We start from the raw sequence: 14,201 nt of genomic DNA, 5'->3' as shown, positions 1-14,201 counted from the left end.
GGTCCGGGCGTCCCAGGCGCCCGGACCCTCGATGCCGGAAGGACGAATCGCCCGTGGCGCAGAACCAGACCTCCGACGAGGCCGCCGAGCCCGCGAAGGCTCGCCGGGGCCGCGGCTCGTCGAAGTCGTCGGCGAAGACGAGGCGTCGTCGCGATCCCGAGGGCCGCATGGCCCTCAACGAGCACCTCATCGAGCTGCGCAACCGCCTGGTGGTCTGTGCGGTCGCGATCCTGCTCCTCTCCGTCGTCGGCTGGTTCGCCTTCGATTTCGTGTATTCGTTCCTGCAGCGGCCGTTCAACGCGGCGAAGGTGCTGAACCCGAACCTCGACGCGCGGATCAGCTACACGAAGGCCGGGGACTTCCTCAGCACGAAGCTCCAGATCTCGGCGTACATCGGCCTGATCCTCTCCGCGCCCGTGGTGATCTACGAGATCTGGATGTTTCTCGTCCCGGGTCTGCACAAGACCGAGCGTCGCTACGCGATCGGCTTCTTCGGCTCCGCGATCCCGCTGTTCTTCATCGGCTGCGTGGCCGGCTACTGGATCATGGACAAGGCGATCCCGATCCTGCTGAGCTTCGCCCCGAACAGCGAGGCCGTCACCGCCAACCTGAACTTCGGCGACTACCTCAAGCTGTTCATCAAGACCATGCTGGCCTTCGGCGTCGCCTTCGACCTGCCCGTGGTCCTCGTGCTGCTGAACTTCCTGGGGATCCTCTCGGGCCGCAGCATGCTCAAGGCCTGGCGCTGGGTGGTCTTCCTCTGCTTCGCCTTCACGGCGGTCATGGTGCCCACGCCCGATCCGTTCACGATGATCGGGATGACCCTGCCGATGGTGGCCCTCTACTTCGCCGCCGTCGCGGTCAGCTTCTGGAACGACAGGCGCCGCGCCAAACGGGAGGGCACCGAGCTCGACGACGAGCAGGCGAGCAGCATCGACGACGCCCCCGAGTCGATCGACGGGCCGTCGTCCCTCGACGAGGACGACGACCGGTGAGCCGCCTGCGGATCGGATTGCTGACGAATCCGTCCGCCGCCCACGGCGCCGCCCAGCGCACGGGGCGCCAGGTCGCCCACCTCCTGCGGATCGCCGGCATCTCCGTCGTCGAGCTCACCGCGTCTAGCGCGGCCGTCGCCCGCGCCCGCGCCATGGAGGTCCGCGAGACCCTCACTGCGCTCGTCGTCGTGGGAGGAGACGGCACCGTGGCGCTCGGCGCCGAGATCGTCGCGCACACCGCGGTGCGCCTCGGCGTCGTGCCCGCGGGGAGCGGCAACGACTTCGCGCGTGCCCTGGGTCTGGAGGAGACCGATGTCGAGGCGTCCGTGCGCAACCTCCTGCACGCCCTCTCGCGGCCCGTGGTGACGATCGACGCCATCGAGCTCCGGGCGGACGTCGAGGACGGGCATCCGGCCGGCGCCCCGACGATCGCCGTGGGCAACGTGTCGCTCGGCTTCGACGCGCTCGTAAACGCCCGCGCGAACTCCTCCCGGCTCTCGCCGCGCCTGCGCTACACGGGCGGGGTGATGCGCGAGCTGGCCTCGTTCCGGCCCTTGCCGTACTGGATCGAGGTCGACGGCGGCCCTCGCGAGGAGATCGACGCGAGCCTGATGACCCTGTGCAGCACGGGGATCTTCGGCGGCGGGATGCGCCTGGTTCCCGACGCCCGCGTCGACGACGGCCTGCTCGACCTCGCGATCGTCTCCGGCCTCGGTCGCGGCGGGCTCGTGCGCTTCTTCCCCCGGGTCTTCCGCGGTACCCACACGGACCTCTCCGTCTTCACCGTGCGGCAGGTCCGCGAGATCCGGCTGGGCCTGCGGGAGCCGATGCTCCTGCGAGCCTTCGCCGACGGCGAGCCGCGCAGCCAGCTCCCCGTGCGCGCCCGGGTCCTCCCGGGGGCGGTGCGCATCCTCGCCGACCTCCCCCACGCGGAAGGGAGGGCATGATGAGCTCGCCCTCGGAGGCCTACGCCCGGTTCCGCGCGGAGCAGCGGCGCCAGGGGACCGAGCTCGCCGTGTTCCGCGAGCGCTTCGACTTCGCCCTCGACCCCTTCCAGGTCGACGGCTGCGAGGCCCTCGAGCACGGCGACTCCGTCCTCGTGGCGGCGCCCACGGGCGCCGGCAAGACCATCGTCGGCGAGTTCGCGGTCCACCTCGCCCTCTCCCAGGGGCGCAAGGTCTTCTACACGACCCCGATCAAGGCGCTGTCGAACCAGAAGCACGACGAGCTGCGCGCATGGCTCGGCCACGAGAGGGTCGGCCTGCTCACCGGCGACGTGAGCCTGCACCCCGAGGCCGACGTGGTCGTGATGACCACCGAGGTGCTGCGCAACATGCTCTATGCGGGCTCGCCGCTGCTCGACGGCCTCGGCTTCGTCGTGATGGACGAGGTCCACTACCTCGCCGATCGGCTGCGCGGACCGGTCTGGGAGGAGGTCATCATCCACCTCGACCGCTCCGTGCAGCTCGTCGCGCTCTCGGCCACCGTCTCGAACGCCGAGGAGTTCGGCACCTGGCTGCAGGAGGTGCGCGGGAGCACCGCGATCGTCGTCTCCGAGACCCGCCCGGTGCCGCTGTGGCAGCACGTGCTCGTGGGGACCGAGCTCATGGACCTCTTCGTCGACGAGGACGGCGAGAGAGTCGTCTCCCACGGCCCGGGAGCCCGCGGTCGCAGCGAGATCAACCCCGACCTCGAGCAGGTCTCGTCGCTCTCGGCCCCGGTCGACGGCCGGCGCGGGGGAGCGCGCGGCGGTTCCGGCGGTCACCGAGGGCATGGAGAGCACGGCGGCGGAGGCCGCGCCGGCAGGGGCCACGGGGGCCGCGGGCGCAGCGACCGCCGGGGCACCCGCGGACGCCACCGCCCGCGCGGCCACGACCGGCACGGCGGCGACGGGCGTCACGGCGGGGAAGGACACCGCGGCAGCAGCCGCGGCGAGACCGGCCACGCGCCGCACCTGCCGCGGCCGCCGCGGCAGTCGGAGATCGTCGCCATCCTGGACGACGAGGGCCTGCTGCCCGCGATCTTCTTCATCTTCTCCCGCGCCGGCTGCGACGCCTCCGTGCGCCGACTCGACCAGTCGCGCGTGCGCCTGACCACGGACTCCGAGCGGACCCGCATCCGCGCGATCCTCGACGAGCGCCTGTCCGTGATCGGCGTCGAGGACGAGCAGATCCTGCACCTGGCCCAGTTCCGCCGCGCCGCCGAGAACGGCTTCGCCGCCCACCACGCCGGCATGCTCCCGCTGCTGAAGGCCTGCGTCGAGGACCTCTTCGAGGAGGCCCTGATCAAGGTCGTCTTCGCCACCGAGACCCTCGCGCTCGGCATCAACATGCCCGCGCGCTCGGTCGTCCTGGACAAGCTCACGAAGTTCAACGGCGTCGAGCACGCCGACCTCACACCGGGGGAGTTCACGCAGCTCACCGGGCGGGCGGGCCGCCGCGGCATCGACGTGGAGGGCCACGCGATCGTCGTCGCCGCCCCCGGGTTCGACGCCTCGGCGGTGGCCTCCCTCGCCTCCCGACGGACCTTCCCGCTGCGCTCCGCCTTCCACCCGACGGCGAACATGGCCGTCAACCTGCTGAGCCGCTTCGATCTCGAGCAGGCCCGCGAGACCCTCGAGATGAGCTTCGCCCAGTTCCAGAGCGATCGCAGCGTGGTGGGTCTGGCCCGCCGCGCCCGCGAGCTCGAGGACACCGCCGCCTCCTACCGCGAGGCGGCGGTGTGCGAGCGCGGAGACCTGGGGGAGTACGCGGAGATCCGGCGCCGCATCACCGAGCGCGAGAAGACCCTCTCCTGGCGCCGCTCCGCCGGCGATCGCGATCGCACCCTGAAGGCGCTGCGCGCCCTGCGCCGCGGAGAGGTGATCGCCCTCCCGGGCGGCAGGCGCCAGGGGTACGCGGTCGTGCTCGACGTGGACCGCGAGGTCCTCGGCGGCCCGCAGGTCGACGTGCTCACGACGGAGGGCCGCGCGCGCAGCCTCCGCCCCGGGGACGTGCCCAGCCCTCCCGCGGTCATCGACACCCTGCGCCTGCCGCGGCCCGACCGCATGGGGTCGGCGAAGGTCCGCAAGGACACCGCCGCCGCCCTGCGCGAGCGCCTGGCCGGGCACGACCACGACGCGCGCGCCGAGGTCCGTCGTCTCGCCGGGCGCTCCCCGTCGACCGCCGCGGAGGATCCCGAGCTCATCGAGCTCCGCGAGCGGATGCGCGCCCACCCCTGCCACACGTGCCCCGAGCTCGAGGCCCATGAGCGGTGGCTGCAGCGCCTCGGCCGCGCCGAGAAGGACCTCGCCTCCGTGCAGCGGCGCATCGAGGGCCGCACCTCGTCGCTGGCCCGCCAGTTCGATCGTCTGATCGCCCTGCTCACCGAGCTCGGGCACCTCGCCGAGGCTCCCGACGGCGGCCTGCGGCCGACGGAGCGCGGCCTCCGCCTGCGCCGACTGTTCTCGGATCGCGACCTGCTGGTCGCCGAGTGCCTCGAGCGCGGCGCCTGGGACGAGCTGCGCCCGGCGGAGCTCGCCGCGATGGTCTCCGCCTGCACCTACGAGGCCCGGCGCGACTCCCCGCAGGCGCCCGAGCTGCCTCCCGGCGCCCGCTTCGACGCGTCCCTGGTCGCGACCGAGCACGTGGCGAAGGGCCTGCGCTCCGCCGAGGAGCGCCACGGCGTCGACCCCACGGCGGCGCCCGATCCTGCGATCAGCGCGATCATGCACCGCTGGGCGAGCGGCGAGCATCTCGCCGCCGCCCTCCAGGACGCGGATCTCACCCCGGGGGACTTCGTCCGCCACTGCCGGCAGGTCGTGGACCTGCTCGAGCAGCTCACCGACTCACCCCACGTCTCCCTCTCAGCCAGGGATGCCATAGTCGGCGTGCGCCGCGGCCTCGTCGCCCAGGAGATGGAGCGATGACCCCGCGCCGCGTCCGTCCCGCCAGCCCGCCGCCTCCGCCACGAGCCCGCCCGCTCCCACCACGTCCGCAAGGAGTACCCCGGTCATGACCGCGCCCGGCACCGATGCCCCGTCGACCTCCGCGCAGGACGAGGTGCTCTTCACCGGCGTCGTCGTCTACTCCACGCAGGATCCGGAGGCCTCCGCCGTCCTCGTCTCCGGGGGAGTGGTGGCATGGATCGGGCCGACGGAGACCGCGGAGGGCCTCCACCCCCGCGCGCGCCGCATCGACGCGACCGGCTGCCTGCTCACCCCGGGATTCGTCGACTGCCTGCCCACGCCCGACGGCGCCGCCGTGGACGACGACTGGCGCGCCGCCGCGGCCTCCCGCGGCATCACCGGGGCCGTCCCCGGGAGCGCGGGGACGCGCGAGGGCATGCGCGTGCTGAGCCCCGTCGCCGAGCCGCTGCCGCTCAAAGACCTCAGTGCGCAGGGCGTCCCGCTGGCCTTCGGCTCGCTCGGGGCCGAGGACGCCCTGGACCCGTGGAGCTGGGTGCGCGCCGCCGCCCACGGCGGGGATCCCGCCCAGCGCATCAGCGACCGGGCGGCGTTCCTCGCCTCCACGCGCGCGGGCCTGCGGCTGCTGGACGTGCCCCATCCCGGTGCCCTGAACCTCGGCGTCGAGGCGACGCTCGTGGTGTGGGAGCCCTGGGACTTCACCGTCCACTCCTCGGACATCCGCACCAACGCCTGGTCCGTCGACCCCCGTTCGCGCACCCCCATGCTCCCCGACCTCACCGAGGGCGCGCCGCGGGCGCTGCGCACGCTCGTGCGCGGGGAGATCGTCCACGACGTGCCGGGGGCCCTCGGCTGATGACACGGACCACGAGCGGGGCCCGCGGCGCCCACCCGGCGGTGCGGCGCGGCGTGCGCACCCCGCGCGACCAGGTGGCGCCCACGCCCGTGCTCGCGGCGCTCGTGCTGGGGGTCCTCGGCGGCCTCGGGGCCCTCGCCGCCTTCCCGCCCTACGACCTGTGGATGCTGCTGCCCTTCGCGATCGCCGCCCTCAACGCGTGCGTGCTCACGCGGCGCTGGCACGTCGCGGCCCTGGCCTCCCTGCTCTGGGGGCTGGCCTTCTTCGTCCCCCTGACCATCTGGGCGAAGACCTACGCGGGCCCCGCCCCGTGGCTCGCCCTCGGCGCCTTCGAGGCCCTCTACATCGTCCTCTACGGGCTCGCCGCGCGCGCGGTGCTGGTGCGCCGCGGCATCGGGCTGGGCTCCGGGATCGTGCTGGCCGCGCTCTGGGTGGCCGTCGAGACCCTGCGCTCGACCTTCCCCTGGGGCGGGCTGTCCTGGGGCTCGGTGCCCTTCGCCCTCAGCGATTCGCCGCTGCTGAACCTGGGCCCGTGGATCGGCACCGCCGGTCTGTCCTTCGTGGTCGCCCTGCTGGCGCAGTTCCTGTGCGGGGGAGCGCTCGCCCTGCTGGGCCGGCGCCATCGCGGCGTCAGGGGGCTCAGCGGGGTGTGGCCGATGGCGACGGTCGTCGGCGTCGTCATCGGCACCATGGTGGTCCCGCTGCCCAAGAACCCCGCCCCGTCGGACGACGGCTCGATGACCATCGCGGGCGTCCAGGGCAACGTGCCGCCCATCGACCCGGAGAGCCTCGCCATGCCCTCCGAGATCTTCCCGAACCAGCTCACTGCCACGGCCGACGCCGTCCAGCAGGTGCGTGAGGACGGCGGGCAGCTGGACCTCGTGGTCTGGCCCGAGGACTCCACCGGCTGGGACCCGCGCGCGGACGCCTCCCGCGGCCAGGCGATCACCGCCGCCGCGCAGGACGCCCAGGCGCCGATCATGGTCGGCACCCAGACCCCCACGGACGACGGCGGCAGGTACAACAACTCGCTGCTGTGGACGACGGACGGCACCGTCGCCGGCGTCTACGCCAAGCGCCACCCGGTGCCCTTCGGCGAGTACATCCCCTACCGCTCGTTCTTCCGCACCCTGAGCGACAAGGTCGACCTCGTCTCCTCCGACATGAAGGCGGGCACGCAGCCGGGCGTCTTCGACGTCGACGGGCACGGCGTGGGCGTGCTCATCTGCTTCGAGATCGCCTACCAGGACCTCGTGGACGACGTCGTGGACGACGGCGCCCAGGTGATCGTGGTGCAGTCCAACAACGCCCTGTTCGGCGACTCCGACGAGGCGATCCAGCAGGTCGCGGAGTCGAAGGTGTTCGCGGTCGTCAGCGGCCGCAGCGTCGTGCACGTCTCGACCGTCGGCCAGAGCGCGATCTTCACCCCCGAGGGCCGCACCCTCGACTACCAGGACCACTGGACGCAGGGATCAGTGATCGGCGAGGTGCCGCTGCGCACCGGGATCACGCCGGCCGTCGCGGCCGGCCGCTGGCCGGAGATCGTGCTCTCCGCCCTCGCGATCGCGGGCGTGCTGTTCGCCGGCGCCGGCGGACGCCGGGCCGTCGCCCCCGCGATGCGCCGCCGCGAGCGCGCCGCCGCGCGCGGCGGGAGCTCCCGGTGAGCGCCCGGGTCCTCGTCGTCATCCCGACCTACGACGAGCGCGAGACCCTGCCCTCGACCCTCGCGCGTCTGCGGGCGGCCGTCCCGGACGCCCACGTGCTCGTGGTCGACGACGCCTCCCCGGACGGCACCGGCGAGCTCGCCGAGACCCTCGCGCAGGACGACCCGCAGGTCGACGTCCTCCACCGCGCGGGCAAGGAGGGCCTCGGCCCCGCCTACCTCGCGGGCTTCCGCTGGGGGCTCGAGCGCGGCACCGAGGTGCTCGTGGAGATGGACGCCGACGCCTCCCACCGGCCCGAGCAGCTCCCGCGCCTCCTGGACGCGGTCGAGGGCGGGGCGGACCTCGCGATCGGCTCACGATGGGTGCCGGGCGGACGCGTCCACGACTGGCCGCTGCGCCGCCTGCTGCTCTCCCGCGCCGCGAACGTCTACGCGCGCCTCGCCCTGGGGCTGCAGGTGCACGACGCCACCGCGGGCTTCCGCGCCTACCGCGCCCCGCTCGCGCGGATCCTGGTCGAGTCCGGACCCGCGTCCCAGGGCTACTGCTTCCAGGTCGACATGACGCGGCGCTCCGCGGCGCGCGGCGCCGTCGTCCGCGAGGTCCCCATCGACTTCGACGAGCGCACCGAGGGCGCCAGCAAGATGAGCTCGGCGATCGTGCGCGAAGCCCTCGTGAAGGTCACCTGGTGGGGGATGCAGCGCCGCTCCCAGCAGCTCCTCACCCTGCTCCGATACCCTGGTCGCCACGCATCACGTGAGAGTTCGCTCCCGTCCGGCAGGTGATCCCATGAGCTCCACCTTCTCGTCTCCCAGCAGTTCCTCGTCCAGCGGCCGCTCGACCAGCGGCTCCTCCGCAGGCTCGTCCACCGGCGCGTCGCACGGCAGTCCGCCGTCGGGCGGGCGCTCCAGGCTGGCCGCGCTGCTGCCCTATGCGGCGCTCGTGCTGGGCATCATCGAGATCGCGCTGCTGATCCTCATCGGCGTGAAGTCCTCGCTGTGGTGGTCGCTGCTCATCATCGTCGTGGGCTGGATCGTGGGCGTCGCCCTGCTGATCGCCGCGGGCCAGCAGTCCCTCTCCCGCGCGCGCTCCCTGTGGCGGGCCGTGCGCGGCACGGGGGACGTGCAGAAGCATCTCAGCCGCCCCGCGTTCACGGTGCTGGCCGCCGCGTGCTTCTTCTTCCCGGGCGTCCTCACCGACATCGTCGGGATCATCCTGCTGCTCACGCCCGTCCAGCGCCGCACGGTCGAGGGACTGGGCCTGTCCGGTGGCGGCGACGCCGCGCACCGCGTCCTCTTCCGGCGCAGCTCGGGAGGCGTGATCGACGGCGAGATCGTGGTGACGCCGCAGAAGCCCTCCGGCGGCGCCTCGTCCGGCCAGTCACCGGACGGCCCGCCGCTGATCACCCAGGACTGAGGCGCCGCGCCGCCGCATCACGAGAAGGGCCCCGCAGCCGTCGATGACGGTCGCGGGGCCCTTCTCATGGATGCGGCGCGCAGCCGCCGGGCGCAGGGCCCGTGGTTCAGAGGTTCCGGCGCTGATGCAGCTTGCCGGCGTGCAGGAGGTCGAGGCGCTGATCGAGGAGCACCTGCAGATCCTCCTCGCTGCGGCGCTCGAGGAGCATGTCCCAGTGGGTGCGCTGGGGCTTGCCCGGCTTCGCCTCGGGCTTCTCGTGGTCGCGCAGGACGGCGGTGTTGCCGCAGCGGCACTCCCAGATCGCCGGGACGTCGGCCTCGACGGAGAAGGGGAGGATGATCGTGTGGCCGTTGGGGCAGTCGTAGACGGCCTCCTGGCGCGGGGCGGCGAGGACGTTCTCGTCGGTCTCCATGCTGAAGGATCCGAGGCGGGTTCCTCGCAGGCTGCGGCTGTTCATCCGATGGTGCCTTCCTGACGGTTCCGGGGGCGGCGGTCGCACGCGCACTGCGGCGCGACAGTGACCAGAACGTCCCGTGGGCACGGAACATTCCCGGGCCGCGGCGTGGGTCACATCACGTCGCCGGTCGGCGGCTCCGTCCCGTCGAGCACGGCGCTCAGGCGATCGACGCGATTGGTGATGATGCCGTCGACGCCGATCGCGAGCAGGTCCCTCATCCGCGCGGTCTCGTCGATCGTCCACACCTGCACCTCGCAGCCGACGCGATGGGCGGCGGCGACGTTCGCGGGCGTGACGATGCGCAGCACCGACTGGGAGACGGGCACCTGCAGGGCGCCGTAGGGGCGCAGCAGGGAGCGCAGCGCGGGATCGGGCAGCTCGAGCGCCCGGGCGAGGACGAAGCCCGCGATCACCTCCCGCGACGGGCTGCGCACGGGAGTCACCCCCGTCACGCCCCGCACCTCGCGCACGGCGCGCGAGGCGACGGCGCCGCGGAAGCTCGTCACGCACACGTGCCCCGCGGCGCCGGTGCGGGTGATCGCCTCGACCGCCGGGCGGACGGCCGCCTCGTCCTTGACGTCGATGTTCACCGGGACGTCCGGGAAGCTCCCGAGCACGTCCTCGAGTCGGGCGAGGGGCTCGCTCCCGGCGACCCGGATGCCCTCGAGGTCGCTCTCATGCAGGACGTCGATGCTCCGGGGGTCGCCCGCGATGCGCGTGAGGTCGCGGTCGTGCACGGCGAGGGCGACCCCGTCGGCCGTGGCCCGGGTGTCGGTCTCGAGCATGTCGGCGCCGGCGTCGAGCGCGTCGGAGAACGCGCGCAGCGTGTTCTCGGCGCCGTCGAGCGCGAGCCCGCGGTGGGCGATGCGCCGCGGTCGCGGCCCGGGCAGGAACCGTCCGTGCTCAGCGGCGTCCGTGGTCCAGGAGCTCATCCTCTTCCTCCTCGTCCTGTGTGCGCGGGCGCGCCCTGCGCAGCTCGGCGGAGGCCGCCCGCGGCGCGGTGGTCGCGGCCTCCCGTGTCGTCTCCGCCGGTCCGCTCCGGGTCCCGTCCTCGCCGCCGCCTTCGCCGCCGCTCTCGTCGTCCCCGCTCTCCTCGTCGAGGATCTGGCGGCGCGTGCGCACCACCAGGGCGATGGGGAAGAAGGCCGCGAACAGCCACCACTGCACGGCGTAGGAGAGGTGCGGGCCGAGGCTCGTGTCGGGCTCCTCGAGGACGTGGGGCATCGGGCTGACCGACGGGTCCTCCGAGACCAGCTCGCCGAAGGCCCCCGTGTAGACGCTGCCGCCGAGATCGGGGAGCTCGGGGGCGATCGCGCTGGGGGTGACGGTCTGGACCTGTCCCGGGGGGTTCCGCCGGTTCTCCAGGGTCGGCTCGACCACGCGCATGCGCACCACGATGGTGGTGCGGCCCTCGGGCACGGGCGGTTCGCTCGCAGGCGTGGAGGAGGTCTCGGCGCCGTCCACCCACCCGCGCACGACGAGGAGCGTGCCCTGGTCGGTCGTGAAGGGGACGAGCTGCCAGAAGCCCACCGAGTCCGAGAGCGGACGGTTGCGCACCCACAGCAGGCAGTCGGGCTGGGTGCAGTACTTGCCGGTCAGCTCGACCTGCTTCCAGCGGTCGGAGGAGGCCAGCGGCGTGCCGGGGGAGGGGAGCACCTTGTCCAGGCCGACGGGCGCGGCGCTGTAGTTGGTCTCGATGACGTCGGCGTTCTCGCGCTTTCCCTCGAAGCGGTGCCACTGCCAGAAGCCGAGGCCGATGCAGACGGCGGCGGCGAGGATGACGCCGAGGACGGCGCCCAGGGCGTCGCGGGCGAAGAGGCGACGCAGGATCTTCAGGACCATTCTCATGCGGCGGTCGTGACCTCGGCGAGGGACGTCGGGGCCGTGGGGGCGGCCGGCGCGGCGGGCTGGGAAGCTGTGGACAGGGACGTCGCGGGCAGGGACGTCGCGGGCAGGGAGTCGCTGGCGTAGTGCATGAGCTGCACGAAGAGCACCGCGGTGCCGGCGGCGATCAGCAGGCCGACCACGGTCGCCACGATCGTCATGCCCAGGCGCAGTCGGGGCCGCGCGCGGCGTTCGGCCGGCTCCGGGAAGCCGTAGTCCTCGTGCTCGAGCTGGTTCTCCGACCAGATCCCGGGGTTCATGACCGTCACGGGATAGCTGGGGATGCGGCGGCGCACGCGGGCACCGCTCGCGGGGACGTCCTCGGAGAGGAGCAGAGGGCCGTCCTCGGCGCCCCCTGCCCGCGTGCGGTCCATCCAGACCCGCCATCCGGCGGGCACCCGACCCCACCCGGGGTCGGGGCGCCACCCCTCCGGCGGGAGCCAGCCGTCCTCGGGCGGCTCCGGCCAGTGGGGTGGCGGATTGAAGGACGAGGTCACTTCTTGATGTCCCAGCTGTAGGTGTCGCTTCCGGAGTCCATGACGAGCTTGTTGCCGCCCGCGCGCTTCACTGCGAAGAGCATGGTCATGGAGTACTCGTCGCCCTCGGAGAACTCGTAGGGGCTGTTGCCCTCGATCCCGGAGTTCTTCAGCGCGTAGGTGTTCGTGTCGGACTGGACCGTGCCGCCGTACGGGGTCTCCACGGAGTAGTCCCAGTTCGCCCAGTCCATCGTGCCCTCGGTGACCTCGAGGTGCGTGGTCACCACGAGGTAGGGGCCGTACTTCGCGTCATCGATCTCATACTGCGTGTCCAGATCCTCGGCGTTCTTCCACTCCATGGACACCTGGACCTTCCCCTTGCCCTCGGGACCGACGACGTCGATCTCCTTCGCCGACGGGTCGACGGTGGGCAGCACCGACGGGGTGACGGTGGGCTCGGCGTCCTCGCTCACGGACCCGGACTGCGAGGGATCCTCGGAGGCTGCGTCCTGACTGGTGGTCGCCCCGGCCGAGGGGCTCGGGTCGTCCGAGCCTCCGAGCGCGCGGACCGCGAAGATGCCGAGGACGACGAGGACGATCGCGAGAACGAGCAGCACGATGCAGCCGATCCACCAGAACCGCGCGATGACGCCCTTCTTCGCGGGCTCCGCCGCGTTCGGCACGGTCGACCACTGGGCCTGCGGATCGCTCGCGGGGCCGGGATCGGGCGATCCGTAGGCCCCGGCCGACGAGGGCCCGTAGGCCGGGGACCCCTGGCTCGGGGCAGCCCCGCCCTGGTCGTACGCCGGTGCGCCCTGGGCGCCGTACCCCTGCGCGCCGTATCCCTGACCCTGCTGGTCCTGCGCGCCGTATCCCTGACCCTGCTGGTCGCCGGCGCCGTATCCCTGCGCGGGCGATCCCTGGCCGTATCCCTGCGCGGGCGACGGCTGGCCGTAGCCGTGCGGGTCCTGGCCGTATCCCTGCGCGGGCGATCCCTGGCCGTACCCCTGTTCCGCCTGGTCCTGGGAGCCGTAGCCCTGCGCCGGCTGCGAGGCCGCGCCGTCCTCGGCGGCAGCCCCGTACGCGGGGGCGGCCGGAGGCTGCTGGCCGTACGCGGACACCGGCTCCTCGGCAGCAGGATCAGCAGCACCAGCAGGAGCCTGCTCGCCCGCGGCGCGCGCGCCGTCCGACCGCTCGTCCTGCGCGGCCTCGGCCGCGGCCCGACCGGTCTCGTCGTTCTCGGGCTCGGCGCTCTCGTACGGCGCCGAGCCGGCGAGCGCCGCGGAGGTCTCCTCGTCGCTCGGGCCCGTGTACACGGCGGTCTCGGGAGACGACGTCGCCTCGGGATCGGTGCCCGCTCCGCTGTCGGCCCCCTGCTCCGCAGCGGCGCCCTGCTCCGAGGACGTGTCCTGTGCGGACGCGGCGCCGGCGACCCGCGTCGCCTCGTCATCGGGGCCGGACTGCACGTGCGCATCCTCGCCCGCCTGCTGGGTCGGGGCCTGCGGCGCCTCGTCGGCGACCCAGAAGTTCCATCCCTCGGGGGCCGGCCCCCAGGCGGGGTCGGGCTGCCATCCCGGCGGCGGCGTCCAGCCCTCCTCGTCGATCGGCCAGTTCGGCGGGGGGTTGAAGCGGTAAGCCATCAGGGAGGAACCTTCCGGAAGGGATGCTGTACGTCCTGCCGGGACCGCGTGTGGCGGATCCCCGTGCACTGGTCCCTACGTATGCTAGAGCACCGGCCGTCCCCGGCCGCCCTCGCGCGCGCCCCGCGTCACCCACAGCATCCGCATCATCCCGCACAGCAAGGAGCACCACGCATGTCCCTCGAGAGCACGGAACCCCGCAGCGTCCTCATCACGGGCGGGAACCGCGGCATCGGCCGCGCGATCGCCGAGGAGTTCGTGCGCCGCGGAGACCGCGTGGCGATCACCTCGCGCTCGGGCCAGGAGGGCCCCGAGGGCACGCTCACCGTGACCGCGGACATCACCGACGGCGACTCGCTCGACGCCGCGGTGAAGCAGGCTGAGGCCGAGCACGGCCCCATCGAGGTGCTCGTCGCCAACGCCGGCATGACCGACGACCAGCTGCTTCTGCGCATGAGCGACGAGTCCTTCGAGAAGGTCGTGGACACGAACCTCACGGGCTCCTTCCGCACCGTGAAGCGGGTGATCAAGTCGATGATGCGCAAGAAGAAGGGCCGCATCGTCCTCATCAGCTCCGTGGTCGCCCAGCTCGGCTCGCCGGGGCAGGTGAACTACGCGGCGTCCAAGGCCGGCCTCCTGGGCATCGCGCGCTCCATCACGCGCGAGCTCGGTTCGCGCGGGATCACCGCGAACGTCGTCGCCCCCGGGTACATCGCGACCGACATGACCGACTCGCTGCCCGAGGACCTGCAGAAGAACTACCTCTCGCAGATCCCCGCCGGCCGCTTCGCCGAACCCGCCGAGGTCGCCCGAGTGACGGCCTTCCTCGCGAGCGATGACGCGTCCTACATCTCCGGCGCCGTCGTGCCTGTCGACGGCGGCCTGGGCATGGGACACTGAGTCCCGCAGCGA

General features: G+C 73.1%; 13 protein-coding genes. 8 read left to right on the top strand and 5 right to left on the bottom strand.

Annotated elements, in window-relative coordinates; genetic code table 11:
* The first annotated feature begins 53 nt into the window (after positions 1-53).
* The 7 genes from tatC (at position 54) to ACFQ53_RS03340 (ending at position 8,832) form a co-directional block, all read left to right on the top strand.
* Positions 54-995, top strand: a complete 942-nt coding sequence (tatC, locus tag ACFQ53_RS03370) for a twin-arginine translocase subunit TatC (protein WP_377855320.1) — start codon at positions 54-56, stop codon at positions 993-995.
* Complete coding sequence (locus tag ACFQ53_RS03365) at positions 992-1,942, top strand: diacylglycerol/lipid kinase family protein (RefSeq protein WP_377855317.1); 951 nt, start codon at positions 992-994, stop codon at positions 1,940-1,942. The genes tatC and ACFQ53_RS03365 overlap by 4 nt, the downstream gene beginning before the upstream one ends.
* The gene (locus ACFQ53_RS03360) at positions 1,942-4,902 is read left to right on the top strand and encodes a DEAD/DEAH box helicase (protein WP_377855314.1); all 2,961 of its coding nucleotides are present in this window, start codon (positions 1,942-1,944) and stop codon (positions 4,900-4,902) included. Before ACFQ53_RS03365 ends, ACFQ53_RS03360 begins: the two co-directional genes overlap by 1 nt.
* Positions 4,903-4,987: 85 nt before the next feature.
* Complete coding sequence (locus ACFQ53_RS03355; RefSeq protein WP_377855311.1) at positions 4,988-5,755, top strand: hypothetical protein; 768 nt, start codon at positions 4,988-4,990, stop codon at positions 5,753-5,755.
* The gene (gene lnt, locus ACFQ53_RS03350) at positions 5,755-7,419 is read left to right on the top strand and encodes an apolipoprotein N-acyltransferase (RefSeq protein WP_377855308.1); all 1,665 of its coding nucleotides are present in this window, start codon (positions 5,755-5,757) and stop codon (positions 7,417-7,419) included. Before ACFQ53_RS03355 ends, lnt begins: the two co-directional genes overlap by 1 nt.
* On the top strand, positions 7,416-8,201 hold the full coding sequence (locus tag ACFQ53_RS03345) for a polyprenol monophosphomannose synthase (protein ID WP_377855305.1): 786 nt from the start codon (positions 7,416-7,418) through the stop codon (positions 8,199-8,201). Before lnt ends, ACFQ53_RS03345 begins: the two co-directional genes overlap by 4 nt.
* 4 nt (positions 8,202-8,205) lie before the next feature.
* Positions 8,206-8,832 (top strand): FxsA family protein, encoded by a 627-nt coding sequence (locus ACFQ53_RS03340; protein ID WP_377855302.1) that lies wholly within the window; start codon positions 8,206-8,208, stop codon positions 8,830-8,832.
* Positions 8,833-8,938: 106 nt separating this feature from the next.
* Here ACFQ53_RS03340 and ACFQ53_RS03335 read toward each other — a convergent pair whose 3' ends face one another.
* From ACFQ53_RS03335 to ACFQ53_RS03315, 5 genes are all read right to left on the bottom strand, one after another.
* A complete protein-coding gene (locus ACFQ53_RS03335; RefSeq protein WP_152352953.1) occupies positions 8,939-9,289 on the bottom strand; it encodes an RNA polymerase-binding protein RbpA in 351 nt (116 codons plus the stop codon).
* Between the two features lie 110 nt (positions 9,290-9,399).
* Positions 9,400-10,221, bottom strand: a complete 822-nt coding sequence (locus ACFQ53_RS03330) for a glycerophosphodiester phosphodiesterase family protein (RefSeq protein WP_377855299.1) — start codon at positions 10,219-10,221, stop codon at positions 9,400-9,402.
* Entirely contained in the window at positions 10,193-11,137 is a 945-nt protein-coding gene (locus ACFQ53_RS03325; protein WP_377855296.1) for an SURF1 family protein, read from the bottom strand. Before ACFQ53_RS03325 ends, ACFQ53_RS03330 begins: the two co-directional genes overlap by 29 nt.
* On the bottom strand, positions 11,134-11,547 hold the full coding sequence (locus ACFQ53_RS03320) for a hypothetical protein (RefSeq protein ID WP_377855293.1): 414 nt from the start codon (positions 11,545-11,547) through the stop codon (positions 11,134-11,136). Before ACFQ53_RS03320 ends, ACFQ53_RS03325 begins: the two co-directional genes overlap by 4 nt.
* A gap of 119 nt (positions 11,548-11,666) precedes the next feature.
* On the bottom strand, positions 11,667-13,289 hold the full coding sequence (locus tag ACFQ53_RS03315; RefSeq protein WP_377855290.1) for a hypothetical protein: 1,623 nt from the start codon (positions 13,287-13,289) through the stop codon (positions 11,667-11,669).
* Between the two features lie 174 nt (positions 13,290-13,463).
* Between ACFQ53_RS03315 and ACFQ53_RS03310 the strand changes: the two genes are divergently transcribed.
* A complete protein-coding gene (locus ACFQ53_RS03310; RefSeq protein WP_249480181.1) occupies positions 13,464-14,189 on the top strand; it encodes a beta-ketoacyl-ACP reductase in 726 nt (241 codons plus the stop codon).
* The last annotated feature ends 12 nt before the right edge of the window (positions 14,190-14,201 follow it).

This window comes from Brachybacterium sp. NPDC056505, from assembly GCF_042794925.1.
Taxonomy (GTDB): Bacteria; Actinomycetota; Actinomycetes; order Actinomycetales; family Dermabacteraceae; genus Brachybacterium; species Brachybacterium kimchii.
The sequence above is the reverse complement of the archived record's forward strand: the minus strand, read 5'-3'. Positions and strand labels throughout refer to the sequence as shown.